Source organism: Bradyrhizobium sp. HKCCYLS3077 (assembly GCF_051167555.1).
GTDB lineage: Bacteria > Pseudomonadota > Alphaproteobacteria > Rhizobiales > Xanthobacteraceae > Bradyrhizobium.
The window spans coordinates 540,015-566,320 of sequence record NZ_JBNPTH010000003.1 but is presented as its reverse complement, the minus strand read 5'-3'; the positions used below and the strand labels follow the sequence as shown (position 1 = coordinate 566,320).

General features: G+C 65.8%; 26 protein-coding genes. 17 read left to right on the top strand and 9 right to left on the bottom strand.

What is annotated here, in order from left to right; genetic code table 11:
- Positions 1-107 precede the first annotated feature (107 nt).
- From ACQR0Z_RS14440 to ACQR0Z_RS14395, 10 genes are all read left to right on the top strand, one after another.
- Positions 108-590 carry a (2Fe-2S)-binding protein gene (locus tag ACQR0Z_RS14440; RefSeq protein WP_434919033.1) on the top strand — a complete coding sequence of 161 codons (483 nt, stop codon included), beginning with the start codon at positions 108-110 and terminating at the stop codon, positions 588-590.
- A complete protein-coding gene (locus tag ACQR0Z_RS14435) occupies positions 590-4,129 on the top strand; it encodes a molybdopterin cofactor-binding domain-containing protein (protein ID WP_434919032.1) in 3,540 nt (1,179 codons plus the stop codon). Before ACQR0Z_RS14440 ends, ACQR0Z_RS14435 begins: the two co-directional genes overlap by 1 nt.
- A gap of 150 nt (positions 4,130-4,279) precedes the next feature.
- A complete protein-coding gene (locus ACQR0Z_RS14430) occupies positions 4,280-5,062 on the top strand; it encodes an IclR family transcriptional regulator (RefSeq protein WP_434919031.1) in 783 nt (260 codons plus the stop codon).
- Positions 5,062-5,937, top strand: a complete 876-nt coding sequence (locus ACQR0Z_RS14425) for an ABC transporter permease (protein WP_434856950.1) — start codon at positions 5,062-5,064, stop codon at positions 5,935-5,937. Before ACQR0Z_RS14430 ends, ACQR0Z_RS14425 begins: the two co-directional genes overlap by 1 nt.
- 8 nt (positions 5,938-5,945) lie before the next feature.
- A complete protein-coding gene (locus ACQR0Z_RS14420) occupies positions 5,946-6,824 on the top strand; it encodes an ABC transporter permease (protein ID WP_434856951.1) in 879 nt (292 codons plus the stop codon).
- Positions 6,825-6,838: 14 nt separating this feature from the next.
- Positions 6,839-7,903, top strand: coding sequence for an extracellular solute-binding protein (locus tag ACQR0Z_RS14415; RefSeq protein ID WP_434919030.1), 1,065 nt, complete (start codon positions 6,839-6,841; stop codon positions 7,901-7,903).
- The gene (locus ACQR0Z_RS14410) at positions 7,900-8,982 is read left to right on the top strand and encodes an ABC transporter ATP-binding protein (protein ID WP_434856953.1); all 1,083 of its coding nucleotides are present in this window, start codon (positions 7,900-7,902) and stop codon (positions 8,980-8,982) included. The genes ACQR0Z_RS14415 and ACQR0Z_RS14410 overlap by 4 nt, the downstream gene beginning before the upstream one ends.
- A gap of 13 nt (positions 8,983-8,995) precedes the next feature.
- Positions 8,996-9,697, top strand: a complete 702-nt coding sequence (locus ACQR0Z_RS14405; protein ID WP_434919029.1) for an AroM family protein — start codon at positions 8,996-8,998, stop codon at positions 9,695-9,697.
- Positions 9,694-10,794, top strand: coding sequence for a DUF917 domain-containing protein (locus tag ACQR0Z_RS14400; protein WP_434919028.1), 1,101 nt, complete (start codon positions 9,694-9,696; stop codon positions 10,792-10,794). Before ACQR0Z_RS14405 ends, ACQR0Z_RS14400 begins: the two co-directional genes overlap by 4 nt.
- 3 nt (positions 10,795-10,797) lie before the next feature.
- A complete protein-coding gene (locus ACQR0Z_RS14395; protein ID WP_434919027.1) occupies positions 10,798-12,351 on the top strand; it encodes a hydantoinase/oxoprolinase N-terminal domain-containing protein in 1,554 nt (517 codons plus the stop codon).
- A gap of 1 nt (position 12,352) precedes the next feature.
- On the opposite strand, the gene pncA is transcribed toward ACQR0Z_RS14395, so the two are convergent.
- The gene (gene pncA, locus ACQR0Z_RS14390) at positions 12,353-12,976 is read right to left on the bottom strand and encodes a bifunctional nicotinamidase/pyrazinamidase (RefSeq protein WP_434919026.1); all 624 of its coding nucleotides are present in this window, start codon (positions 12,974-12,976) and stop codon (positions 12,353-12,355) included.
- A 36-nt stretch (positions 12,977-13,012) separates the two neighbouring features.
- On the opposite strand from pncA, the gene ACQR0Z_RS14385 reads away from it, so the two are divergent.
- Both ACQR0Z_RS14385 and ACQR0Z_RS14380 read left to right on the top strand, forming a co-directional pair.
- Positions 13,013-13,450 carry a hypothetical protein gene (locus tag ACQR0Z_RS14385; protein WP_434919025.1) on the top strand — a complete coding sequence of 146 codons (438 nt, stop codon included), beginning with the start codon at positions 13,013-13,015 and terminating at the stop codon, positions 13,448-13,450.
- A 179-nt stretch (positions 13,451-13,629) separates the two neighbouring features.
- Entirely contained in the window at positions 13,630-13,878 is a 249-nt protein-coding gene (locus ACQR0Z_RS14380) for a hypothetical protein (RefSeq protein WP_434856959.1), read from the top strand.
- A gap of 2 nt (positions 13,879-13,880) precedes the next feature.
- Here the strand turns inward: ACQR0Z_RS14380 and ACQR0Z_RS14375 are convergent, their stop codons facing one another.
- The 3 genes from ACQR0Z_RS14375 to ACQR0Z_RS14365 all read right to left on the bottom strand — a co-directional run bounded on the left by ACQR0Z_RS14375 (position 13,881) and on the right by ACQR0Z_RS14365 (position 18,500).
- Positions 13,881-14,078 (bottom strand): DUF3606 domain-containing protein, encoded by a 198-nt coding sequence (locus tag ACQR0Z_RS14375; RefSeq protein ID WP_434878758.1) that lies wholly within the window; start codon positions 14,076-14,078, stop codon positions 13,881-13,883.
- 89 nt (positions 14,079-14,167) lie between these two features.
- A complete protein-coding gene (gene amaB, locus ACQR0Z_RS14370) occupies positions 14,168-15,712 on the bottom strand; it encodes an L-piperidine-6-carboxylate dehydrogenase (protein WP_434919024.1) in 1,545 nt (514 codons plus the stop codon).
- 1,963 nt (positions 15,713-17,675) lie between these two features.
- Complete coding sequence (locus ACQR0Z_RS14365; protein WP_434856962.1) at positions 17,676-18,500, bottom strand: phytanoyl-CoA dioxygenase family protein; 825 nt, start codon at positions 18,498-18,500, stop codon at positions 17,676-17,678.
- Here ACQR0Z_RS14365 and ACQR0Z_RS14360 point away from each other — a divergent pair.
- Positions 18,499-18,735 (top strand): hypothetical protein, encoded by a 237-nt coding sequence (locus ACQR0Z_RS14360; protein ID WP_434856963.1) that lies wholly within the window; start codon positions 18,499-18,501, stop codon positions 18,733-18,735. The genes ACQR0Z_RS14365 and ACQR0Z_RS14360 overlap by 2 nt on opposite strands.
- Before the next feature lie 130 nt (positions 18,736-18,865).
- Here the strand turns inward: ACQR0Z_RS14360 and ACQR0Z_RS14355 are convergent, their stop codons facing one another.
- Positions 18,866-19,636, bottom strand: a complete 771-nt coding sequence (locus tag ACQR0Z_RS14355; RefSeq protein ID WP_434856964.1) for a hypothetical protein — start codon at positions 19,634-19,636, stop codon at positions 18,866-18,868.
- 116 nt (positions 19,637-19,752) lie between these two features.
- Here ACQR0Z_RS14355 and ACQR0Z_RS14350 point away from each other — a divergent pair, with 116 nt between their 5' ends.
- Positions 19,753-20,523 carry a serine O-acetyltransferase gene (locus ACQR0Z_RS14350; RefSeq protein ID WP_434878805.1) on the top strand — a complete coding sequence of 257 codons (771 nt, stop codon included), beginning with the start codon at positions 19,753-19,755 and terminating at the stop codon, positions 20,521-20,523.
- Here the strand turns inward: ACQR0Z_RS14350 and ACQR0Z_RS14345 are convergent.
- Positions 20,520-21,233, bottom strand: a complete 714-nt coding sequence (locus tag ACQR0Z_RS14345; protein WP_434919023.1) for a DUF899 domain-containing protein — start codon at positions 21,231-21,233, stop codon at positions 20,520-20,522. The genes ACQR0Z_RS14350 and ACQR0Z_RS14345 overlap by 4 nt on opposite strands.
- 159 nt (positions 21,234-21,392) lie before the next feature.
- On the opposite strand from ACQR0Z_RS14345, the gene arr reads away from it, so the two are divergent.
- Positions 21,393-21,803 carry an NAD(+)--rifampin ADP-ribosyltransferase gene (arr, locus tag ACQR0Z_RS14340; protein WP_434919022.1) on the top strand — a complete coding sequence of 137 codons (411 nt, stop codon included), beginning with the start codon at positions 21,393-21,395 and terminating at the stop codon, positions 21,801-21,803.
- An 18-nt stretch (positions 21,804-21,821) separates the two neighbouring features.
- Here the strand turns inward: arr and ACQR0Z_RS14335 are convergent, their stop codons facing one another.
- Positions 21,822-23,840 (bottom strand): PAS domain-containing protein, encoded by a 2,019-nt coding sequence (locus tag ACQR0Z_RS14335; RefSeq protein ID WP_434919021.1) that lies wholly within the window; start codon positions 23,838-23,840, stop codon positions 21,822-21,824.
- 444 nt (positions 23,841-24,284) lie between these two features.
- Entirely contained in the window at positions 24,285-24,437 is a 153-nt protein-coding gene (locus ACQR0Z_RS14330) for a hypothetical protein (protein ID WP_434856969.1), read from the bottom strand.
- A 328-nt stretch (positions 24,438-24,765) separates the two neighbouring features.
- Here ACQR0Z_RS14330 and ACQR0Z_RS14325 point away from each other — a divergent pair, with 328 nt between their 5' ends.
- Both ACQR0Z_RS14325 and ACQR0Z_RS14320 read left to right on the top strand, forming a co-directional pair.
- Entirely contained in the window at positions 24,766-25,494 is a 729-nt protein-coding gene (locus ACQR0Z_RS14325) for a Crp/Fnr family transcriptional regulator (protein ID WP_434919020.1), read from the top strand.
- Positions 25,495-25,508: 14 nt separating this feature from the next.
- Entirely contained in the window at positions 25,509-25,721 is a 213-nt protein-coding gene (locus tag ACQR0Z_RS14320) for a hypothetical protein (RefSeq protein WP_434878765.1), read from the top strand.
- A gap of 74 nt (positions 25,722-25,795) precedes the next feature.
- Here the strand turns inward: ACQR0Z_RS14320 and ACQR0Z_RS14315 are convergent, their stop codons facing one another.
- Complete coding sequence (locus ACQR0Z_RS14315) at positions 25,796-26,266, bottom strand: DoxX family protein (protein ID WP_434856972.1); 471 nt, start codon at positions 26,264-26,266, stop codon at positions 25,796-25,798.
- Positions 26,267-26,306 lie beyond the last annotated feature (40 nt).

Genomic DNA, 26,306 nt, shown 5'->3' with positions numbered 1-26,306 from the left:
GTTAGTACACAAACGATAGGCTCGCGGCGATCGCGATCGCATCCTCGGTCTCGCGGCGATCGCGATCGCATCCTCGGTAACGATACCACAGCGGACGACAGAAGGGCATGACGCCAGCACCGATTCGGCTGACCGTGAACGGACAGACGCATGACGTCGCCGTCGCGCCCGACACGCCCCTGCTCACGGTGCTGCGCAACGACCTCGCCCTGAACGGACCGAAATACGGCTGCGGTCTCGGCGAATGCGGCGCGTGCACCGTTCTGATCGACGGCCGCGCCGCGCGCTCCTGCGTCATTCCGATCGAGGGCTGTGCGGGCCGCACCGTTACCACCCTGGAAGGACTCGGCTCGCGCGAGGCGCCTGATCCCGTGCAGCAGGCCTTCATTGCCGAGCAGGCCGCGCAATGCGGCTATTGTCTCAACGGCATGATCATGACGACCAAGGCGCTGCTGGAGATCAAGCCCGATCCGTCGCTCGACGACATCAAGCAGGCGCTGCGCTACAATCTGTGCCGCTGCGGCGCCCATGTCGAAATCCTGCGCGCAGCGATGCGCGCCGCTGGCCACACCCTCGAGGCGCTGGATTGATGAGCGAGCGCGCCACTCCCACGGCCGATGATCCGCGCGGCATGCTGACCGTCGAGCGCCGCGTCGCCGACGGCTCGTCCGAAACCTTCATCAGAATCACGGCGGCCGGCGAGGTCTCGGCCTTCAACGGCCACGTCGATCTCGGCACCGGCATCCGCACCGCCCTGGGACAGATCGTCGCAGAAGAGCTAGACGTCTCCTTCGCGCGTGTGGTGGTGGTGCTAGGCGATACCGCCGTCGTGCCCAATCAGGGCGCAACGATCGCCAGCGAAACCATCCAGATCACCGCGGTGCCGCTGCGCAAGGCGGCGGCACAGGCGCGCGCCTTTCTTCTCACGCGGGCGGCGACGCAGCTCGGACGTACCGTCGAGGATCTGACCGTCGAGGACGGCCTGGTTCGCGGCCCCAATAATCGCGTGCTGAGTTATGGAGAGCTGATCGGCGACGACACGATCCGCCTCGAACTCGCCGACGACGTCGCCGTCAAATCCGTGGACAACTATCAGGTCGTCGGCCGCTCGGTGCCGCGCGTCGACCTGCCGGCAAAGGCGACAGGCGAACTGACTTACGTGCACGACGTGCGCGTACCTGGGATGCTCCATGGCCGCGTTGTGCGCCCGCCCTATGTCGGCGTCGATGCCGGCCCGTTCATCGGCACCAGCCTGATCGGCGTCGACAAGGACTCCGTACGCGACGTGCCGGGCCTGGTCGACATCGCCGTGATCGGCGATTTCATCGGCGTCGTCGCCGAGCGCGAGGAGCAGGCGATCCTGGCAGCCGAGCGGCTCCAGGTGAACTGGAAGCCGGTGCCGACCTTGCGCGATCTCGACGACGTCGAGAATGCACTGCGCGCCAATCCATCCGAGCCACGCCGGCTGCTCGACAAGGGCGACGTCGATGCCGCCATCGAAGGCGCTGCCAAGCCAATGCGGCGGACCTATCTCTGGCCGTATCAGATGCACGGCTCGATCGGGCCGTCCTGCGCGGTCGCGGATGTTCGCGACGGCCATATTCGCATCTATTCCGGTACGCAGAACCCGCACCTCCTGCGCGCCGATCTCGCCAAGCTGATCGACTGCCCCGAGCACCAGATCGAGCTCATCCGGCTCGAGGCCGCCGGCTGCTACGGCCGCAACTGCGCCGACGACGTCACCGCCGATGCGCTGCTGCTGTCCCGCGCGGTCGGCCGCCCGGTCCGCGTGCAGCTGACTCGCGAGCAGGAGCATGTGTGGGAGCCGAAGGGCACCGCGCAGCTGATGGACGTGAATGGCGGCCTCAACGCCGACGGCTCGGTGGCTGCCTATGAGTTCGCCACGCGCTATCCATCGAACGGCGCGCCGACCCTGGCGCTGCTGCTCACCGGCCGCATCGCGCCGGAGCCGGCCGTGTTCGAGATGGGGGACCGCACCGCGATCCCGCCCTACGACTACGACCATATGCGCGTCACGGCGCATGACATGCCGCCGATCGTCCGCGCCTCCTGGATCCGCGGCGTTTCGGCGCTGCCCAACACCTTCGCGCACGAATCCTACATCGACGAGCTCGCCGCCGAGGCTGAGGTCGATCCGATCGAATACCGGCTGCGCTATCTCAAGGACGAGCGCGCGCGCGACCTCGTGAATGCGGTTGCCGAGCGCGCCGGCTGGACACCGCGTCCGGTGCGCCAGGAGAAGACGCCGGAGAATGGCGTCGTGCACGGTCGCGGCTTTGCCTACGCACTCTACGTTCACAGCAAGTTTCCCGGCTATGGCGCGGCGTGGTCGGCGTGGATCGCCGATGTCGCCGTCAACACGACGACCGGCGACGTCAGCGTCACCCGCGTGATCGCCGGCCAGGATTCCGGCCTGATGATCAATCCGGACGGCGTGCGCCATCAGATCGAAGGCAACGTCATCCAGTCGACCAGCCGGGCGCTGATGGAGGAGGTCCCCTTCTCCCGCGGCAAGGTGGCGGCACGGGAATGGGGCGCCTATCCGATTATCACCTTCCCCGACGTGCCCAAGATCGACGTGCTGATGCTGCCGCGGCCGGATCAGCCGCCGCTCGGCGTCGGCGAGTCCGCGTCGGTACCAAGCGCCGCCGCCATCGCCAACGCAATCTATGACGCCACCGGCGTGCGCTTCCGCGAGCCGCCGTTCACGCCAGAGCGCATCCTTCGGGGCTTGCGCGGCGAACAGCTCGAGCCAGCCAAGCCACAGCCGCTGCCTGCGCCGGAGAAGCCTGCGGCCAATTGGCTCAAACCCTTCGCCAAGCGCGGCGGCCTGATCGCCAGCGCGGTGGCGGCCTGTGCCGCGGCCGTCGGCGTTGCGACGGCCGTGCTGCCGTGGCGCGCCATCGCGCCAATCACGCGTCCTGATCCCTCGGTCTATTCCACAGCGACCATCGCGCGCGGCGAAGCGCTCGCGGCGCTCGGCAATTGCGCGGTCTGCCACACCTCAGATGGCGGCCTGATCAATGCCGGCGGCCGCGCGCTGGAGACGCCGTTCGGCACGATCTTCAGCACCAACATCACGCCCGACGTCGAGACCGGCATCGGCGCCTGGTCCTATCCGGCCTTCGAGCGCGCGATGCGCGAGGGCGTGCATCGTGATGGACGGCAACTTTATCCGGCGTTTCCCTACACGCATTTCGCGCGCACCAGCGACGCCGATCTGCAGGCGCTGTACGCCTATCTGATGGCGCAGCAGCCCGTGCGGCGGCAAACGTCAGACAATCAGCTGCGTTTTCCGTTCAACCTGCGGCCGTTGGTTGCCGGCTGGAATGCGCTGTTTCACAGCACTGAAACCTTCAAGCCCGATCCGACCCGATCAGAGCAGTGGAATCGCGGCTTCTATCTCGTCGAGAGCCTCGGCCATTGCAGCGCCTGCCACTCGCCCCGCAATGCGCTCGGCGCCGAGCAGCGCGATGCCTATCTCGCCGGCGGTTTTGCCGATGGCTGGGAAGCGCCGGCGCTCACCGCGCTCTCTTCAGCGCCGATCCCGTGGACCGAGGACGAACTCACCACCTATCTCCGCACCGGCCAGTCGCGCTTCCACGGCGTCGCCGCTGGTCCAATGGCGCCGATCGTCAAGGATCTCGCCACGCTGCCCGATGCGGATATCCGCGCGATGGCGACCTATCTCGCCTCCTTCCAGCAGGCAGCGCCCGAACCTGCGAGACTGGAGACCCTTGCCGCAGAGCTCGAAACGCGCACCAAGGTCACGTCGGCATCGTCCCCAGCCGCACGGCTCTATCTCGGCGCCTGCGCCGTGTGTCACGAGGTCGGCGGACTGCCGCTGTTCGGCAGCCGGCCGTCGCTCGCGCTCAACAGCAATCTGCACAGCACGACGCCGGACAATCTGATCCAGGTGATCCTGCACGGCATCATGAAGCCGGCCTCCTCCGACCTCGGCTACATGCCGGCGTTCAAGGACCATCTGAGCGACGCGCAGCTCGCCGAGCTCGTCTCCTATCTTCGCGGCCAGTTCGCCCCGGACAAGCCAGCCTGGACCGACGTGGATGCCGCCGTCAGCCGCATCCGGTCGGCCACGCCGCATTGAGGCCGACGATGCTACCGGCGCTGGCGCCAAGACCACCACCCTGACGCGCATTCGGGCAGCCCTCTGCACCTAATTTCGCCTTGCGGCAGATGCCTTGCCGCTTCTAGAATTTGGCACTACGTTCCCAAAAATGGAACAAACGGTATCATCATGAGCGCCCTGACCAACGCCATCGACATCCTCCGCTGCTTCTCGACGACGCGGCCCGACCTCTCCTTCGCCGACGTCCAGGGCCTGACCGGCAAGCCGAAGAGCTCGACGTCACGCCTGCTCCGCTCGCTCCGCGATTGCGGCCTGCTCGAGCAGGACCCGCACACCCGCCGCTATCGCCCGGGCCTGCTGACCTTCGAACTCGGCCGCTTGCACCGCGCCCATGACGACCTGCTGGCCATTGCCGAGCGCGAGCTGCGCGATGTCTGCGCGCGTACCGGCCACACCGGATACATCGCGGTGCTCGACGGCTATCAGCAGGTCGTGCTGCGCATCGTCCCCGGCTCCAATCCGCTGCGCGTCGTCAACCCGCCGGGCCAGCGCACGCCGGCGATCGTCACCTCCAACGGCCGCGCGATGCTGGCGCGCCTGTCGGACCAGGACATCCGCGCGCGCGTGCCGATCGACTATCCCAAGGTCCCGGCTAACTCGCCGCAAAACTTCAACGAGCTGATGGCGCGGCTGAACGAGATCCGCCGGACCGGCATCTCGGACGCCGCCGACGAAGCCATCGAGGGCGTGGGCTCGCAGGGCTTTGCGCTGTCGAGCGGCGAGAGCGGCGAGCTGATCGGCATCGCGGTGTCGTATTCGGTGCAGGCCACGACCGAGATCGAGCGCGCCAATGTCCGCCGCGAGCTCAACGCCATGGCCACGAAGCTGCGGCGCATGACCGGCGATCCGCTGGGCCAGACCATCGAGCAGTTGGCCGGGCTGGCTTCCTGATGCCGACGACCAGTGCGCCGCGCGTCAACAGCCTTGCGCTGTTGATCCTGCCAAGCGCACTGCTGTTCGCGTTGTTCTTCTTCCTGCCGATCGGGCTGATGGCCGTCATGAGCGTGCTGACGGGAAATCCCGTCGTCATGCCCAATGTCGGCTTCACCACCAAGCACTACGCCCGCATGGGCAACGACAGCTATTATCTTGAGGTGATCTGGACCACGCTCCGCATTGGCCTCTGGACCACGCTGGTCGCGCTCGTGATCGGCTATCCGCTGGCGCATTGGATGGCGCGGATCAAGAGCCGCACCGGTCATGCGCTGCTGCTGATGGCCGTGCTGGCGCCGATGCTGACCGGCATCGTCGTGCGCACCTTCGCCTGGATGACGCTCTTGTCCGACAAGGGGGTCATCAACCAGACGCTGACCTCGCTCGGGCTGATCACGAAGCCCTTGCAGCTGATGTACAACGAGACCGGGATCGTCATCGGCCTCGTCCACATCTACGTGCCGTTCATGGTCCTGACCCTGACCGGCGTGATCGGCCGCATCGACGAGCGGCTGGAGCAGGCGGCGGAAAATCTCGGCGCCAGCCCCTGGCGCGCCTTCGTCGAGGTCACCCTGCCGCTCAGCCTGCCCGGCATCCTCGCCGGCTCGCTCTTGGTGTTCGCGCTCGCGATCAGCGCCTATGTCACGCCGATCCTGCTCGGCGGCTTCCAGATCATGACCCTGCCGATCCTGATCTATCAGCAGATCTCGGCGAACTTCAACGTCGGCTTCGCGGCTGCGCTCGGCATGGTTCTGCTCGTGATCTCGCTGTCGCTCGTCATTGCCTACAACCACGTGCTCGGCCTCGTCTCGGGCCAGCGCGAGCTGCAGTAAGGCCGGCGATGACGGGTCTCGCGTCCCCGCAGCAGACACCGCTGGCTCGCCCGATCGAGCTTGCGGCAGCCTCTGCCCTGCGGAGCCAGGCGACGCCGCGGCGATGGGGGCGCCGATTGTACTTGGCGGCGAACATCGCGGTCCTGATCTTCCTGCTGACACCGATCGCGATCGTGATCGTTTTCGCGCTCAACCCCACGCCGTTCATCCAGTTTCCGCCGGTCGGCGTGTCGCTGCGCTGGTTCGAGAAATTCTTCGCCTCGCGCGACTTCATGCATGCGCTGTTGTTCAGCCTCGAAGTCGCCGCGATGACGACGATTGCCGCGACCGTGCTCGGCGCGTCCGCCGCGCTCGCCATTGCCCGCGGCAACCTGCCCGGCTCGCGGCTGATCGTGGCGACCATGCTGTCGCCCCTGATGCTGCCGGCGATCCTCACGGGACTCGCGCTGTTCCAGTCCTACGTGCTGCTCGACGTCGGCCGCCCCGTCTGGGGCTTGGTCGCAGGGCACACGCTGGTGACGATCCCTTACGTCGTCCGCACGACCCTTGCCGTGCTGCATAATTTCGACGTGCGACTCGAGGAAGCCGCACAGAACCTCGGCGCCAGCCCGACCAGGACGTTCTTCGAAGTCACGCTGCCGCTGGTGAAGCCCGGCGTGATGGCCGGCGGGATCTTCGCCTTCATCGTGTCGTTCGACCAGTTCCCGGTGTCGCTGTTCCTGGTCGCACCCGGCAGCGAGACCCTGCCGATCACGCTGTTCAACTATCTCAAGTTCGACCTCGACGGCACCATCGGCGCCGCATCGGTGGTCTCGATCCTGCTCTCCTTCATCGTCGTCATCGCGCTCGACCGCACCGTCGGTCTGCGCTCCACCGTCAAACTCTAACGGAGCTTTCTGGCATGACCGCCTCATCGCGTCGCTTTCCCTTAAGCCGCCGGCGCCTGCTGACCGCGGCGGCCTCGCTCAGTGCCGGTGTCATCGCTGCGCCCTATGTCGCGCGCGCCGAGGAGCCGGTACTGAACATCACCGGCTGGGGCGGCAAATGGGGCGACGTGATGAAGGCCGAGATCGGCCCGGCGTTCGAGGCCGAGTTCAAGTGCAAGCTCAAGAGCGACACCGCGCTGCCGTTCCTGCCGAAGCTGCAGGCGAGCTCGCGGTCCGCGCCGATCTACGACGTGCTGCATACCAATTCCAACGAGCAATGGGCGGCCGTGGAAATGGGCCTCGTCGAGCCCAAGGTCGATCCGAAGCTCGTGCCCAACATGGCCGACGTCTATCCCTACGCCGTCAGCGACAAGATCGTCGGCGTCTGCATCTTCACCAGCGCGATCGGGCTGGGGATGCGCACCGACAAGGGCTATGCCAACATCTCCTCCTGGAAGGAGCTGTGGGACGCGAAGTACAACGGCGTGCGCGGCGGCTACGTCATCCCGGTCAACAGCCTGGGCCAGGCCTTCCTGATGATGTGCGGCACGCTCTACGGCAAGGGCCAGACCGATCTCGACGCCGCCTATGCCGCGCTGGAGAAGCTGAAGCCGATCAAGCTCGTCGACTTCACCGGCGCGATGGAGAAGCTGTTCCTGTCGGGCGAAGTCGGGCTCGGCGTCATCCATGATTCCGGCATCTATCGTTACGACGGCCAGAACCAGCCGATCGACTTCATCACCCCGAGCGAGGGCGTGCTGTCGCTGGAGCAGGTGCTCAGCATCACGCCCGGCAGCAAGATGAAGGAGCTCGCCAACGCCTATATCAACTACATGCTGCGGCCCGAGGTTCAAAAGCGCCTCGCCGAGACGGTGTGGTACTCGCCGGCGAACAAGAAGGTGAAGCTCGACGCCAAGTACGACGCGAAGCTTCTGACCACGCCGGAGAAGGTCAGCAAGCTTATCCAGGTCGACTGGAAGTGGTACAACGCGCAGAAGGACGAGATCGACAGCCGGGTGAACCGGATCTTCCGCGCATGAGCGCAGCCATCGAGATCGCCTCGGTCAGCAAGATCTATGACGGCGGCGTTCGCGCCGTCGACACCGTCGCCATGGACATCCGGCCGGGCGAGTTCTTCTCGCTGCTCGGCCCGTCCGGCTGCGGCAAGACCACGACGTTGCGCATGATCGCGGGCTTCGACAGCCCGAGCACCGGCGAGATCCGTCTCGACGGCGCCGACATCACCCATGTGCCCGCGCACAAGCGAGACATGGCCATGGTGTTCCAGAACTACGCGCTGTTTCCGCACCGGACGGTGGCCGAGAACGTCGCCTTCGGCCTGCGCATGCGCAAGGTCGACAAGGCGACGATCGCCGCCAAGGTGAAGGCCGCGCTGGCGATGGTCGAATTGTCCGGGATGGAGGATCGCCGGCCGGCGCAGCTCTCCGGCGGCCAGCAGCAGCGCGTTGCGCTGGCGCGCGCCATCGTCATCTCGCCGCGCGTGCTGCTGTGCGACGAACCGCTCGGCGCGCTCGACAAGAAGCTGCGCCAGCAGATGCAGTTCGAGCTGAAGCAGTTGCAGAAGAACCTGGGCGTGACGCTGGTGTTCGTCACCCACGACCAGGAAGAGGCGCTGGCGATGTCGGATCGCATCGCGGTGATGAATGCCGGTCGCGTCGAGCAGATCGGCACACCGGTCGAGATCTACGATCAGCCGCGCACGCGCTTCGTCGCCGACTTCATCGGCGACACCAATGTTTTTCGCGGCCAGCGCGTGACCGTGGACGGCGGCCCTGGGATCGCCGTCGGCAATGGTCTCGTGCTGCCGCTGCCTCGCTCGGTCACTCCAGTCGATGGCGACGTTCTGTCGGTCGCGCTGCGGCCGGAGAAGATCACGGTGTCCCCAGCCGATCAGGCCGACGCCAAGAGCGTGTCGGCGCGTGGCACGGTCGAGAGCAGCAACTTTCTCGGTGGCGCCGTGCTCTACCGCGTCGTTCTCGACGGCGGCCAGCGCGTGCTGGCGCAGCAGCCGAATTCCGGAGCCGGTCCCCTCCATACGCCAGGCCAGGCCGTTGCGCTCGGCTGGCGGCCGGCCGATCTCGTCATTCTCGAGGATTGATATTTTGAACGTCATGCTTTCATCCCCGTCTCCCGCCCACCTCACCCAGCGGCGCATGGGCATCGTCGTCATCGGCCAAAGCCCGCGCCCGACAATGGAGGCCGAGATCGCGGCGGTGTTGTCGCCAGGGATGACGATCGAGCTGCGCGGCGCGCTCGACGGCATGAGCCGCGCCGAAATTGACCAGATCCCACCGCTCGATGGCGCCGACGCGCTGTTCACCTTGCTGCCGAACGGCGACAATGTGCGGCTCAGCAAAAAGGCCGTGGAAGCCCGCGCCAATACGCAGCTCGCGAAGTTTCGCCAGGAAGGGATCGACGTGGTCATGCTCGCCTGCACCGGCGAGTTTCCGAACCTCACGCCGGAAGGCCTCGTGATCCTGCCCTCGGCCGTCCTGCACAAGATGGTCGAGGCCGTGTTGCCGAAGGGCCGGATCGGCGTGTTCTCGCCGTTGCCGGAGCAGACCACGCTGATCGCCAAGAAGTGGCAACGTGCTGGCGTCGAGGTCGTCGGCGTCACGCTGCAGCCGGGCTCGGATGACGCCACCGTCGATGCCGCCGCGCGCGAGATGGCGGCCAGGCAGCCCGATCTCGTCGTGCTCGACTGCATGAGCTACTCCAGCGCCAACAAGGCCCGTGTGCGTCGGCATTATCCGGGCCCCGTGATCCTGTCGATCGCGGCGGCTACGCGGGTGATCGAGGAGCTGGTGTCGTGAGCGAGATCGAGATGAAGACGATCAGCCTCGATGACATCGAGGCGCTCGCGGTCGGCGCCTGGATCCTCGGCACCGGCGGCGGCGGCAGTCCCTATCTCGGACTGCTCAATCTGCGCCGGCTCTATGCGGAAGGGCACCGCGTGCAGCTGATGTCGCCGCTGGATCTCGGCGACGACGACTGGGTCGCGGTGGTCTCCAACATGGGCGCGCCGCTGGTGGGTCAGGAGCGTCTCGCCGACAGCCGCAGCATCGCGCGCGCGGTGCGGATGCAGGAGGAGATCAACAACATCAAGTTCCGCGCCGTGATGTCGGTCGAGATCGGCGGCGGCAACGGCATGCAGGCGCTGATGGCGGCGGCGCATCTGAACATCCCCGTCGTCGACGCCGACTGCATGGGCCGCGCCTTTCCCGAAGCGCAGATGACGTCGGTGGCGATCGGCGACCTCAAGCCGTATCCCTGTACGCTGTACGATCCGCGCGGCATCGAGGCCGTGGTGACGAAGGTGCCCTCGTGGAAGTGGATGGAGCGCGCCAGCCGCAAGATCTGCGTCGAGATGGGCTCGATCGCCTCGACCAGCAAGGCGCCGCGCACGGGGCGCGAGGTCAAGGACTGGGGCATCCATTTCACGACGACGAAGGCGATCGCGATCGGCCGCGCCGTCAACGCCGCCAACAGGAACCACGGGGATCCGATCGCGGCGATCCTCGACTGCGAGGGCGGTCAGCGGCTGTTCACCGGCAAGATCGTCGACGTCGAGCGCCGCACCACCGAGGGCTTCCTGCGTGGCTCTGCCGTCATCGAGGGCAGCGACGGTGATCGCGGCACGCAGCTCAAGCTGTCGTTCCAGAACGAGTGGATCGTGGCCTGGCGCGGTGACGAAGCCATCGCGATGTCGCCCGACCTGATCTGCGTGCTCGACAGCGTCAACGGCCACGGCATCGGCACCGAGACCGTACGCTACGGCCAGCGTGTGACGGTGATCGCCCTGCCCGCACCCGCCGTGCTGACCAGCCCGCGCGGCCTCGATTTCGTCGGCCCCCGCGCCTTCGGTTACGACCTCGATTTCCGGTCGCTGTTTGCGACCTCTGGAGCCTAGTGAATGAAGCGGATTGGTATTGACGTCGGTGGCACCAACACCGACGCGGTCTTGATTGCCGACGACAAGGTCGTCCACTCGGTCAAGGCCGCGACCACCGCCGACGTCACCTCCGGCATTCTCGCCGCGCTGAAGGCGCTGCGCGAAAATCCCGCGGCGGCCGTGCCGGTCGATGCGGTCGTGATCGGCACCACGCATTTCATCAATGCGGTGGTGCAGCGGCGGCATCTGCACAAGATCGGCGCCGTCAGGATCGGCATGCCGGCCTCCGCCTCGCTGCCGCCGTTCTGCGACTGGCCGGCGGATCTGGCCGAGCTCGTCAGCGGCGAGACGTTCATGCTGGAGGGCGGTCATGACTATGACGGTCGTCCCTTCATGCCGCTCGACACCAACGGACTGAAGGCCGCCGCGCGGACGATCAAGGCCAAGGGGCTGCGCTCGGTCGCTGTCGCCTCGTCGTTCTCGCCGCTCGATCCGAGCTGCGAGATCACGGCGCGCGACATCTTCGCCGAGATCTGCCCTGAGGTCGCGGTGACGCTGTCGCACGACCTCGGCCGCATCGGACTCCTCGAGCGCGAGAACGCCGCCCTCCTCAATGCGGCACTCCATGATCTCGCCGTCACCACCGTCGCCGCCTTCCGCAAGGCGATCGCCGATTCCGGCATTGAGGCGCCGCTGTTCCTGACGCAGAACGACGGCACCGTGATGCAGGCGGAGATCGCGACCGCGTTCCCGGTCATGAGCTTCGCCTCCGGCGCCACCAATTCGATGCGCGGCGCCGCATATCTCTCCGGCCTCGACGACGCCATGGTCGTCGATGTCGGCGGCACCACCTCCGATATCGGCCAGCTCCGCCACGGCTTTCCGCGCGAGGCCAATGCCGTGGTCGAGGTCGGCGGCGTGCGCACCCTGTTCCGCATGCCCGACCTGCTCTCGATCGGCCTCGGCGGCGGCAGCCACGTCGGGCGCGAGCCTATCAGCGTCGGTCCGGTCAGCGTCGGATATCGGCTGACATCCGAGGCGCTGGTGTTCGGCGGCGACCAGCTCACCGCGACCGACATCGCGGTCGCGGCCGGGCTGATCGACATCGGCGACCGCGCGCGCGTCGCGCATCTGCCGAAAACCCTGATCGACGCCGCGCTCGCCGATGCCCATCGCCAGCTCGAAGGCGACATCGACCGCATGAAGACCGAGGCCGGCGACGTGCCGCTGCTCGCGGTCGGCGGCGGCGCCTTCCTGGTGCCGGAGCGGCTCGCCGGCATTTCCAACATCGTCCGCGTCCCGCATGGCGACTGCGCCAATGCGGTCGGCGCCGCGATCGCGCAGGTGTCGGGCGAGGCCGACCAGGTGTTCCGCGACCTGACCCGCGACGAGGCCATCGCGGCGGCCCGCGGCATCGCCGAGGACCGCGCCGTGCAGGCCGGCGCCGAGCGCGGCACGCTCAAGACGGTAGACGTCGAGGACATGCCGATCGCCTACCTCCCCGGCAATGCGCTCCGCGTCCGCGTTCGCGTTGCCGGCGCCATCGCCGACCCCAGCATCGGCGCGGCGGCGTAGCTCATGCCAGCTCCGGCAGCCTGATCACGCCGGCCTCGGCGCCTTCGGCCCTGGCGGCCGCCATCGAGCCGCCGAGGTCGATGCCGCGGCAGGCGCTGTCGATCACGATCGCCTCGAAGCCGAGCCGGCGCGCATCGACGGCCGAATAGTGCACGCAGAAATCGGTCGCGAGCCCGACCAGGACAACCCGCTTCAAACCGCGCTCGCGCAAATAGCCGGCAAGCCCGGTCGGCGTCGTCTTGTCGTTCTCGAAGAACGCCGAATAGGAATCGATGCTGCCGCGAAAACCCTTGCGGATGATCATCTGCGCCTTGTCGATCGAAAGCTCCGGATGGAATGCCGCGCCCGGCGTGCCCTGGATGCAGTGATCCGGCCACAGCGTCTGCGGCCCATAGGGCATCGTAACGCTCTCGAACGGTCCCTTGCCGGGATGGCTCGACGCGAACGAGCTGTGGCCCGCCGGATGCCAGTCCTGGGTCAGCACGACGTGATCGAACATCGCGCTGAGCCGGTTGATCACCGGCACCACGGCGTCGCCGTCGGCGACCGCGAGCGCGCCGCCCGGGCAAAAATCGTTCTGCACATCGATGATGAGCAGCACATCCTCGTTGGTCTTGATCTGCATCCCTGTCTGCACCCCTGTCACGAAGCTTCGCCCAGGATGGCCCCGGCCCGCGGCGATCTCAAGCGGCAAGCACCGATCCGCTCGTCCAAGTCCAGCCCCTCCATTTTGGAATCCCTGCCCTGCAGGCCGAGCCTGGAAACGCCGGAGGATTCATGGATTCTCCCAGACTGGAGAGAGCCGATGCCACCTGCCAACACGCGCCGCCAAGCGATCCCAAATCTCGAGCGCTGGGCCGTCGCCGTTCTGCGCGACGCCGGCGCCATCACCGAATGCGAGGAGCATGGCTGGATGCGAGAGCGAGGCGATCCAGATGCGGTGGCCCGGGCGCGTCGCACCGCCAGCGACGATCCGCCGCGCGGCGTCTGCAGTTCGGAAGCAATCGCTGCGATCGAGGATGTCCTCAGCGCGATCGGCGACACCTGCCCTGATTGTTCGGCCGCGGACGAACCGGAAGAGTCGCCACGATTCAAATAAGTGATTCCGCGCCGGCCCGAAGATGTCCTAGCCTGACCACTCAACCGCAGGGCTATCACATATGGCGATCGATGTGTTGGGCCCGTCTCTAGCCCGGGCATGACGGTGTGGGGACAGTTTCGCGACAAACCCAGATTGGCCCTCAGCGAGAGTCCTGCGCTCAACCGGGAGACGTCGTCGTGCTGAAACGTCCTGCCCAATGGCTCATCCGCAAGCCTTGCCCGACCTGCGGCCGCCCGCTCGCAATTCGTGAGCGGCAGCATGAGGCGATCTCGGGCGGGAAGGCAGATGTCGGACTCTCCGCGACCGTCCGGCCGCGCGAGCCGGTCTGCCCCGTCTGCGACGGCCCCGATCCGCTCCGTTCGCCCAAGGCACTCGGCTGGGCCAGGGGATCGCTTCGGCCGCCGCAGCGGCCGAAGCTGACCTGACGCTAACGCGCGAGCTTGCGCGTCACCTTCTTGCGGCTGTTGCCGACCTTCTTGACGGCCTTCTTCACGGCCGATGCCGACCGTCCGGTCTTCTTGGCCTCGTAGCGCACTTCGTAGTCCTGTCCGCCCGCGACGCGGGCACGGTCCTGCTTGCGTCCGCGTGCTGACTTCGCCGTCGTGGTCTTCTTCTTTGCTGCCATGGTGCATCTCCTTGTCAGCGCGCAACGCACGAATCGCCGAAGCAGTTCCGCTGCTGAAAGGAGGCATCACGTCGCTCACCCGAATTCGCTCACCCCAGATCGAACTTCACGCCCTGCGCCAGCGGCAGGCTGCGTCCGTAGTTCACGGTGTTGGTGGCGCGGCGCATATAGGCCTTCCATGAGTCGGAGCCGGACTCGCGGCCGCCGCCGGTCTCCTTCTCGCCGCCGAACGCGCCGCCAATCTCCGCTCCTGACGGCCCGATATTGACGTTGGCGATACCGCAGTCGGAGCCGCGCGAGGAGACGAACAGTTCGGCCTCGCGCAGATCGTTGGTGAAGATCGACGACGACAGGCCCTGCGGCACCGCGTTGTGCAGCTCGATCGCGGCGTCGAGATCGCGATACGGCATGACATAGAGAATGGGCGCGAAGGTCTCGCGCTCGACCGGTCCTGCCTGCGCGGCGATCTCGACCAGCGCCGGCCGAACATAATAAGCCTCGTTGAGACCGCCGACGCTGACGCGCTCGCCGCCGAACACGCGGCCACCGTGATCCTTGGCGGCGCTCAGCGCGTCCTGCATTGCGTCATAGGCGCCGCGGTCGATCAGCGGGCCGATCAACGTGCCCTGCTCCAGCGGATTGCCGATCGCGACCGACGCATAGGCCTGCTTCAGCCGCGGCACGAGCTGCTCATAGACATCGGCATGCACGAACAGCCGGCGCAGGCTGGTGCAGCGCTGGCCGGCGGTGCCCATCGCGGCGAACGCCACCGCGCGCAAGGTGAGATCGAGATCGGCGGTGGGCGTGACGATCGCGGCATTGTTGCCGCCGAGTTCGAGGATGGCGCGGGCAAAGCGGCCGGCGAGGCAGGCGCCGACGACGCGGCCCATCGCGGTCGAGCCGGTCGCCGACACCAGCGGCACACGCGCGTCGTCGACCAGCATCTCGCCGACGGCGCGGCCGCCGAGCAAAAGGCCCGCGAGCCCATCCGGCGCCTCGCCGCCCTCGCGGCGGAAGCGCTGAAGCGCCCGCGCCAGCAGCGCGTCGGTCGCGAGCGCCGTCAGCGGCGTCTTCTCCGAGGGCTTCCACACGACGCTGTTGCCGCACACCAGCGCGATCGCCGCATTCCAGGCCCAGACGGCAACCGGAAAATTGAAGGCCGAGATGACGCCGGTCACGCCCAGGGGATGCCACGTCTCCATCATGCGGTGCTCGGCGCGCTCGGTCGCGATGGTCAGGCCGTAGAGCTGGCGCGACAGGCCGACGGCGAAGTCGCAGATATCGATCATCTCCTGAACCTCGCCGAGGCCCTCCGACACGATCTTGCCGGCCTCGATCGAGACCAGCCGGCCGAGCGCGGCCTTGTTGGCGCGCAGCTCCTCGCCGAGCAGCCGCACCAGCTCGCCGCGCTTGGGCGCCGGCAGCAGCCGCCATTGCAAAAAGGCTGCATGGGCGCGAGCGATCACCGCGGTCGCGTCGGCCTGCGTGTCGTCGTGCACCTGCGCCAGCGCCTCGCCGGTGATCGGTGAGCGCGCGGTACGGGTGCCGCCGCGCAACCGCTCCGGGGCGACGCCGAGCGACGTCAGGATGTCCGTGGTTTCGGCGGCGAGGCTGAAAGAATGTGCTTGCGACATATGCAACTCCGGATTTGTCCTTCGCGCCGATGCGCGCGAGACGACAGGATCGGTCGTTCGAGATGGCCTCCCATCTAGATCAAATTCCGCAGCAGTGCGAGGGCTGGGCGCTGGGCGATCGGCCGTTGGCGGGCCGGCTGCGACGCCCTGGCAAGTCCGCTTTCCCTGGCAAGCCACCTTCCAAAAGCGCCTTTCACCATCGCGCTTGACACCGGACTGCGACGCTCGACCCGCGCCACATGGGGCCGTTGCTCGATCATCACACCGGTTGGCTCGCCACGCCTGGCCTCGATCCCTCGCGCGTCAGCGCGGTCCCGCGACGCTGATGCGCCCGGGCTGATGAGATCGACGGCCCCTCGGACAATCACGAGGGCGCAGGGAATGCCGGGCGCTGGCCGCAACCCATGGCCCGCCTGCAAACAAAAGCAGGCGGCAGTCACCACAGGTTCAGCCGAACTCCGGCATTCCCTGCGCGATGGTCTTCACGCTTACTTCGTACTCTCCCCGGTGTACGGGCTCTTTAGCCACCGTCACCGTCGGGATCATCGCCCGACAGCTTAGCGCCAGCGTCGCGGCGCCAGGACCATACGACTTCACGTCCGCCAACTGCCGTTCGTCCGCGCGCCGAAACGCGCTGCGGCCAGCCAGCGGCCATCGCCTCCCCGCCTCACGTGCCGTGACGATCGCGATACGCCCCTCGTGGCGAAGCAGGATGGCGGGAGTAGAGCACAATTTCTGCGAAAGCGAAAGATAAATCTTCTGGAATTGCGAATTTTATTGAGCGCGAACCGTTCGCTTCGGCGCCGGACCTGGTTCTGCATGAGGACAGAGGCCATGGAAGCGGCAGGTCAGCATCATTATCGGGATATCCAATCGCGGCTGAGTTGACGAGCCGGTCCGATCAGCTGCCGAGCTGAGGCCTCGCTCTCGTAACTAAGCGTTTTTCTACTTGGCGCTCTCGCGTCCGCGACAGCGGACGATCCAGTACGCCAGGGCGATTCGGGTCTATTTTTTCCGCCGCGGCGTACTGGATGCTCCGCCTTCGCGAGCATGACAGCTGCGGAGACGGTGAAAAGCTGTCCTTGGAAACTGCCGCTGCCAAAGAAACGCTCATCTAGATCACACAATTCTGCGACCGAAGCGCGGTGACGCATCATGACCGACACACCATGATACTCGCGCCAACAACGACCGGTATCTGATTGGTCATCGTCAGATCGAATCTCATCTTGATCAACTCAGAGAGGCCGAACCAACTTGCACGTGAAACCTACAACAACTATGCTGGTTGCGTTTCGCCGTTGTCTCAATCTTTCATTGATTGGAGAATTCACATGCGGCATTCCTCCCTTGCTCTCCTGACAGGTCTCACCGCCACGCTCGTGTTCGGCGCGACAGCTCCTGCTCTCGCCGTCGATCGGTTCTGTACGAGATGGCTCATCTATGAAGTCTATGACCCTGCCACTCACAGCTTTCATTGGACACGAGGCAAGTGTCTCCACTGGGAGATCCTATCCTTCACAATACCGGTGAATCCCTTCGTCAATTTCGGTTTGGGCCAGTCTCCTGGTGATCCTACCCCCTGGATTACCGAACGAGAGTACAAAGCTCTCCAACGCGCAAAGCGGCAGGCTTTGAATCCTCAACCTTTGCCTCCGGCGACACGAATGGCGAAACAGACCTGAGCTGAGGCATAGGAGGTTAGGACGGCGCATTTGCGGGACAACTTCACCGCGGCCCACGGCAGTTCGATAACGGCAGCGGTTGAACGGGCTTGCGCGGTGCGCTCCAAGACCTCGCCTGACTGGCGATGCAATCGACAAGGCTCATCTTCTCGGTATTTCGTATTTCGGTGGTATGTCGGTGACAGTGCACTCAACTACCTGTCATATTGAGTGCACTGTCACCGAATTATCACCGAATTATCGTCTTGCCTCGGCGTTAGCGCTGCCGAACCGGGCGTTCAGCCTTTGCCGAGCGCAAGACGGATCGCGATCTCGACCGGCGAGTAGGCCGCATCCGCCCGATCGAGACAGATCGACTCGCTTGGATGCAGCGGCGGCTGGGCGAGGAAGCGCGGCTCCGTGCCCCGGTGCATCTGCGCCGCATGCGACAGAAACGGATGGCAGAGATAGACGTCGCCGGCTTCCCCGGTCGCAAGCACCTGGGGGCGCTCCAGGCTGGCGGAGAACTGGCTCAGCTCATCCGCGGAGCGCCCGGCCTCGCCGGCCGGCGCCAGATATCGCGCGACATCGAGATGCGACCCGGCCTTGATGCGCGTCGGCGCGTCATGCTCGCCGATGTCGGAGAACAGAAACAACATCAGCAGCGCACGACCCTGCGACAGAAAATTGACGCGCCAAGTCGAGAAGCCCGGACGCGCTTCCGAGTTGCTGTCGGGACCGGGAAAGCTCAGATCGACGTGCCAGCCGGCGTCGCCGGGATCATCGGGATGAGGAAAGCGCACCGGGAACGTGCCGAGGCCCGGACGCGGACGCCAGCGTCCAGGGCCGACCAATTGATCGAAGGCGGCGTAGAGACGCGGCGTGTTGACGGCCTGCTTGAACGGCTCGTCGTGATACTGGCCGAGCCTGATCACCGGCCGCGTCCATGAGGTGGGATCATCGGCGCGGCACGGCAGGTCGCGCCAGAGAATGGCGCGCGCCGCCGTGGCAAGCTCGCGCGAGAACGCGCGCTCGAGCTTGACGAACCCGTCGCGGATGAACTGATCGATCTGCGCAGACGACAGCACAGGCGGCTGCGCCGCCGAGATTGGATTGTCGGGCATGAAGGTCCTCGCATCGCATGGCCAAGTGAGATCCTTCCGCGCGTTGCGCGGTCACTGGCCGGGTCTGATCCTGAAACATGCGGCAACGCGCCGCGCCACGTCGTGCGCCCGCGAGACGGGCCGCGATCAATGGGTCAGGAAGAAGACCGAAGCGATGGAGATGATGCTCTTCATGCAGAAAGCGTATCACTCGTCACCATTCCAAGCAAGCAATCGCGGCATCGCAAGTCCATAGCGACGGGTGAGCACGAACCTCTGCAGTTGCAAACCCGAGCCCGTACGATCGTAACCGAGTTCATGGCACGAACCGCGGACCTCCGCCCATGCCGCCGTTGACCTGCAGAGTGCCGAGCCTCGTAAACAAGTTAGTTTTTCGGCGACTGAAACACTGTCCACCGATCGTCCTTGAACAAATAGAGCCCGGACGACACCCGCAAGCGATCGCCGCTGGCGTATATTTGATTGATGTTTCTGCGCAGCCAGTCGACGGCGTCGCGGCGGGCGAGCGGAGCAAACAGCAGGGCACCACGCCTGGGCACCGCAGCGACCAAGCCCTCAGGATGGTCCTGCAATCGACGCTGCCAGAATTCGCGATCCAGAAAATAGCTACTGTCGAGATCGGGCGACCTCCCGGCGACCTCCATGACGCCGTTGTCCCAAGGCTTGACGACAGGATCGCCATATACTCGCTTGATATTTGCGACCGCAAGCTGGAGCGCCTCGGCCGGAGCAAGGCCAAGGCGGGCCAGATCCTGCGGTTTGGCGTTCTGCATCATGCTGAGCCCATCGAAGACGAACCTGATGTGCATGTCACCAAGGAGCAGGAATGCGCAGAGCTCGAACTCCACCTCCTTGCCGTCGGCCAATTTCGCCCGCATCCTGCCCATGGGCTCCAGCGTTTCAGTCTGTTTGTTGGCGCCTATCGACTCCCTGATGACCACCATCAGGTTCTTCGCACTCATATCAACCGTGGAGTCGGCTCGCGCGGGCGAGCCTGCGACCATCATCAGCCCAAGCAGCAGCGCGCGGCCATACCGCCGTACGCAGTCGAGCAGATCGGGCGAGGTGGATGGCTTAGAGCTGGACCGCAATTTTTTGCTCTCTCGTGAAAGTCGCCGCTTGACGAACGATATCACGATCGTTCGCGCGGCCAAGAGAAAGGGGCCAGGAACGGTCTGCTCGCCTCGGCGGCTGGCATCGGCGCCGGAAGCCCTGTATGTTCGGGGGCATTGTCAGCGGATTAATGACTGTCATGACGGCTAGCCCTGACGTCGAACACGAATTGTGGTCATCCCTTCGGCGCGAAGCAGAGCTGGCCGCAGCGCGCGATCCCGTGTTTGGCCGCGCGATGTCGGCTGCGATTCTCGATCATCGGGATCTCGGAAGCGTGATCGCATCCCAGATCGGCGTCCGCCTTGGCCGGGCGAGGGCCGAGCAGGCGCAGTTCGCCGCGATCGCGAGCGAAGCGCAGCTCGCGGCCCCCGAACTGGTCGACGCAGCGTATCACGACCTCGGCGCCATCGCCGCGCGCGATCCTGCAACCACGGCGCTGCTGCCGCCGCTGCTGAACTACAAGGGCTACATCGCGCTTCAGGCGTATCGTGTTTCGCATTGGCTCTGGAGCAACGACAAGCCCGACCTCGCGCTGCTGCTGCAGGCGGAGGCCTCGACCTCTCTGCAGGTGAGCATTCATCCATCCGCCAGGCTCGGAACGGGGGTGTTTCTCGATCACGCCACCGGGATCATCATCGGCGCGTTTGCCGAGATCGGCGACGAGGTCACGATCCTGCAGAACGTCACGATTGGCCGGCAGGACGCGCTGCCTGGCCGCGCGCCGCGGATCGGGCGCGGGGTGCTGGTCTCGTCGGGGGCAATCATCCTCGGCGACGTCGCGGTGGGCGCGTTCGCCAAGATCGGCGCGGGAGCGGTCGTCACCGCGGATGTGCCCGCCGGCTGCACCGCCATCGGCTCTCCGGCGCGTTTGACGAATTGCCCGGATCGGCTCGCGCCTGCCGAGGCTTAGGCCCGCGGCGTGTATTCGTCGTGCAGGCGGACCCAGTCCGAGAGGTTGCCGCGGCCGGTTTCGTTGCGGCCCTTCGGCGTGAGATCGAGATAGTGATAGGCGCCGATCAGCGGGTCGCCGCCGCGGGAGCGGACCTGGAAGGTGCAGAAGATGTCGCCGGCCGCATCCTTGGTGAACACGGTGAGGCCGGGAAGCTCGTGCGAGCCGCGCTTCAAGGGCACGAAATTGTAGATCGCCTGCCCGGTCGCGATCTGCTCGTCCGAGAACGAGACCTGGAAATCGAAATTGAAGTCGCTGGCATGCGATGACACCCAGTCGAACGCCCAGCCCATCCGCGCCTTGTAGGGCAGGATCTCGGCCAGAGGGGCGCGCGACACCGCGACCAGGCTGACATCGTGGTGGCGCAGATGCTGGTTGGCGCCGTCGATATGGTCGCACAGGAACGAGCAGCCGGGACAGCGGTGCGGATCGCCCGGGCCCATCATGAAATGATAGATGATGAGCTGGCTGCGGCCCTGGAACAGACCGCTCAAGGTAACGGGCCCCTGCGGCGCCTGGAACAGATAGTCCTTCTCGATCCTGAGCCAGGGCAGCGCGCGCCGCTCGGCCGACAGCGCATCGCGTTGCCGCATGAAGGCCTTTTCCTTGGCCAGATGGGTGCGATGCGCCTCGGTCCACGCGTCCTGAGCGACGATCTTCGGAGCGGTCATGTCGGGTTCCTCCGTGCTGTGCGCTCGGAGGACGATGTGACGGCGGGAATTCCGACAGGTCTCCCGGTGATTTTTTCGTGCGATCGCCGGCTTTGATTTCAGCTTGCCGGCGGCGGCGCCTTCGCGCATGACGACAGGTCACATGATCGAGGGACCCTCATGTCATCTGTCGCGACCGTGTTTGCGCAATCCTTCTTCCACGGCACGCGCGCCGATCTGAAACCGGGCGACCTGATCGCGGTCGGCCATGGCTCGAACTACATGGACGCGGCGCTGTCCTGGGTCTACTTCACGGCCACGCTGGATGCGGCGATCTGGGGCGCCGAGCTGGCAGCGGGCAGCGCGCGGGAACGGATCTATGTGGTCGAGCCGACCGGAGAGATCGAAGACGATCCGAACGTGACCGACAAGAAGTTTCCGGGCAATCCGACACGGTCGTATCGATCGCGTGCGCCGTTGCGGGTCTTGGCCGAGGTCGTCGGTTGGCACGGGCACGCGCCGAAGGCGCTGGAGCGCATGAAGCAGGGCGTGGCGCGGGCGATGACCGACGGCCCGGGGATCATCGACTGACAGGCGGCGCGAACGGCGTCATGACGACGCCTGTGCCACGCGCGGCAGGGTCACCGTGAACGTGGTGCCGACACCGGCCTCCGAGGTCAGGCTGATGCTGCCGTTCAGACGGCCGAGCAGCGACTTCACATGCGCAAGGCCGATGCCCTCGCCCGGCTGGTCAGGCTTGCCGGCGCGCTGGAACAGCTCGAACACCCGCGCCTGGTCCTCGGGGCGAATGCCGCGGCCGTTGTCGGCGACATGAAACAGCACGTCGCGGCCGCGCTCCTCGCCGGTGATGGCGATGCGGCCGGGACGCGCGGGATCGAGATATTTGACCGCGTTGTCGAGCAGATTGCCGAAGATCTGGCCGATCGCGAGCGGATCGGCGACGAGCCGCGGCAGCGGCGCGACCTCGATGATGGCGCCTGCCGTCTCGGTCTGATGGCGGATGGCGTCGGCGAGCTTCTGCACCAGCGCGCTCATGTCGAGCGGCTCCGGATGCAGCGGCTGCTGACCGTGGCGCGAGACCTTCAGGATGGCGGAGATCAGCCCGTCCATCTTCTGCGTCGCGGCGCGGATGAACGACAGGGACTCGTCGAAGTCGCGCTCGGCCTGCTGACGCACGGGATCAGACTTCGGCAACCGGCCGGCGTCGAACATCTCCTCGCGCAGGCTCTGCAGCTCCTGGGCAAAGCCCATGATGTTGACCAGCGGCGCGCGCAGGTCGTGACTCACGACATGGGCATAGCGCTTGATCTCCTCATTGGCGACTTCGAGGCGCTCGTTGAGATCGCGCAGCCGCGCTTCCGCGGCCTTGCGATCGGAGATGTCGATCGCGGTGCCGATCAGGCGAACGCATCGGCCGGACGCGTCGAACAGACCGCGGCCCTTCGCCGCCACCCAGCGTACCACGCCATCGTTCTTGCCGATGGTGCGATATTCGACGTCATAGAGCGCACGCTGCACCGGGTCGGCGGCCGCCGCGAAAGCCGCGTTGGTCGCCTCGGAATCGTCGGGGTGCACGCCCTCGTAGAAGTCCGCGATCGTGATCGCCGCGTCCTCGGCGACGCCGAACATCTTCCTCACCAGCGGCGGCCACACCAGGACATCGTTGATGGGGTCGTAGTCCCAGAAACCGATCTCAGCGAATTGGGTGGCCAGCCGGAGCTGTTCTTCCGTGTCGCGCAGCGCGGCCTCGGCCGCGCGACGCTCGTGAACGTCGAGCAGCACGCCGGGGAAGCGCACGGGCCGGCCGTCGCGCTGCTCGACACGGCCATTGGCCTCGATCCAGCGATAGACGCCGTCGCGGCGGCGGACGCGATATTGATGCGCGTAGGATCCGCCTGATGTCAGCGCCTCCTGGATGACGGCTGCGAGCCCGGCCTGGTCCTCGGGATGCACGGTCATGGTGACCTGCTCGAGGCTCAGGCCTTCGCGTCCGAGCGAGGGATCGAGGCCGAAATTATGCGCAAAATTCTCGTCGACGGTGAAGCGGTTCGACGGGATGTCCCAGACCCAGGTGCCGATGATCGCGCCCGCCGCGAGCGCGAGCTGCACGCGTTCGGCATCGGCGCGCGCCTGCATCTCGCTGGCGCGCAGCGCCTGCTCGGCCTCGACCTGCGCCGACACCTCCATGTTCACGCCGAACCAGCGCCTGACCTTTCCGGAGGCATCGCGCATCGGCTGGATGCGGGTGAGAAACGGACGAAAGAGGCCGTCGGCGCCGCGCAGCGGAAAAGTCATCTCGAACGGCTCGCCGGTGGCGATCGAGGCCTGCCAGCGCTCCATCACCGAGGATAATTGCTCGGGATCATGCACCGACTGCCAGCCCCAGCCTTCCATCTGCTCGGGCGTGCTGCCGCAGTATTCGTGCCAGCGGCGATTGTACCAGACGATGTAGCCGTCACCATTGGCGATCCAGCACAGCATCGGGATGCCATCCGCCAGCAGGCGGAAATCGCGATCATCGAGGGTGCCGGCGACAAGGTCAGGAAGATCGTAGGCAAGGGATGTCTGATTGCGCCAGAAACGACGCACGAACTCGCGACTGCTCATCCATCCCCCACTTGCGGCGACATTGCCGCCTCGCCTTGCACGACCCACGGGCAGTCACGAGTCAACGCATCGACGTAACGGCTGTGCAAGTTAGAAGTTCCACGCGAGGAACAGATTTCTCGATCGCTGCAAGGCGGCTAAAAGGGCCGGAGATGCGCCGGACATTCGGCGCAATCGGCTCCGTATTGTCCCGAATTGTCTTCCGGCGCTGATCCGCCGATTGATCTCGTGAGTTTTGGGATCGTGATGTCAGACGTGCCAGACAACAAGAGCGGCTTTTCGGGCGACGGGGGCAGCGGTCTGCCGTCGTGCCGCAGCTGTGGCCAGCCCGCCCCTCGGATTCGGAGCATCCTCAATCCCCGGACAGGAGTTGCAGAGCGGCTGTTCAATTGCTCTGGCTGCGGAACTCTCAACTGGGTGGAAGCCCGGCAGCGGTGAGCGGCCCTAGCTCTTGGGCACCTCGGAACCCGGCGGAACCTCCCGGGCTTCCTCAGCCGCGAGCAGCTGCTGAATGACCCTGCGCTTCTGCTCGTCGGTCTCGGACTCGAGCAGCTGACGAAAGCGGCGAATGTTTTCGTTCCGGATGTAGCGTTCCATGCGGGCTGCCTCTCCGTCCTGATGGGGAGAGGATGCGAGCAAGTGCGTGCCGAATCAACCTAAAAGGGGTGAGGGTCATCCCGCGCCTCGGCCCCTCTCTGCCCGCGCAAAATGCGACGGAGCAAGAAAATAATCCGGCGAGGGAACAAAATTGCCGCTCACCGGATTGTCTTGCACCAGCCCCACTTCTTAGCGGGAGGCTGGCCGAGAGATGATTGTGCTCCCCCTGCCTGCGCAGCGAAATTTGGCATATCGCTCTCCGGTCCCAAAGACCCTGCCTCAAGTCGATGGTCTTGTCCTTCGCCATCGCGAGCATCCGATGCACCACATGGCGACGCTGGTCCGCAAGCTGCGGAACGCGACCGAGCTGAGCGAAGACGACATCAGAGCGATCGAGGCGCTTCCCGTCGCCATGAAGGCGGTCGACGCTGAAACCCACATTGTATTCGAGGGCGACAGTCCGAGCGCGTGCTGCCTGATCATGAGTGGGTTCGCCTACCGCGCCAAGGTCACGGAGACCGGCAAGCGCCAGATCCTGTCGTTCCATATCCCCGGCGACCTGCCCGATCTGCAGAGCCTGCTACTCAAGACCATGGACCACGACCTCGTCACCATCTCCGCGGCGACGCTGGGTTTCATCGACCATGACGACATCGCCCGCCTGATCGATACACATCCAGCCGTAGCCCGTGCGCTGTGGCGCGAAACCCTGGTCGATTCGGCAATCTTTCGCGAACGGGTGCTGAACCTGGGCGTGCGCTCGGCGTCGGCCCGCATGGCTCACCTGCTCGCGGAGCTGCGGCAGCGGCTGGCCGAAGTCGGCCTCGTCGACGACAACGAGTACCAGTTCCCGATCACGCAGTCGGATCTCGCCGATGCGCTCGGCCTCAGCACCGTGCATGTGAACCGCGTGCTTCAGGAGTTTCGCAGCCAGCGCGTCCTGGACATCCGCAAGAACCTTGTCAAATTGATCGATGTCGACAAAGTCGTCGCTGCCGGAGAATTTGATCCCACGTATCTCCATCAAATCGACAACTCCCCTCGCGGGGGCCTGTAGCCGGAACAGACGAGATGCGCTTCTATGTCACACATCCCGGCGAAATGCCCGGCGACGCCGTCGAGCTTCCGGACGTCGAGACGGCGCTGCGGGAGACGGCGGACACCGCCCTCGCGATCGCGCGGGACCGGCTCGACCTTGCATTGACCAATGTCAGCCTGGAGGTCAGCTCCGACCATGGCCCCGTCGGACGCGTGACGGTGTCGGTGCTGATCGCGCGGAGCTGACGGAGTATCAAACGCGAGAGCCGCCCATGGGGCGGCTCCCTTGCAATCGCAGATGGTGAAGTGAAGGGGCGATCTCACGCCGCCGCACGGGCCGGCAGCACGCCGGCGCGGGGCTTGGCCTGGGCGAGGTGCACCTTCCAGGCCTCGATCGCGACGACCAGCGAAGTGATCGCCCAGAACACGGGGTATTCATAGCCGCCGGTATTCCAGGTCCAGCCGAAGCCCTTCACGACCTGCAGGGCATAGACCGCGAACAGCAGCAGCGCGGTGGCGCCGAGCGCGGCGAAGCGCGTGCAGATGCCGAGCACCAGCGCAACACCGGCAGCGCATTCGGACGCGGCGGCGATCACCACCCAGATCTCCGGCGGATGAAAGCCGGCCTTGGCGAAGAAGCCAGCGGTCGCGGCCGACACGGTGCCGGCGGCGAACTTGCCGGCGACATGGGGAAACAGAAACAAACCGCAGATAATGCGAAGGATGTTCAGGCCATTCGAGAGATCGAAATTCTCCGCCTTGATGCGGAAGTCGTCCTTGGTGAGCCACATGGTTTTCAACTCCTTTCCGTCTGCGCCTACTATTGCAGCG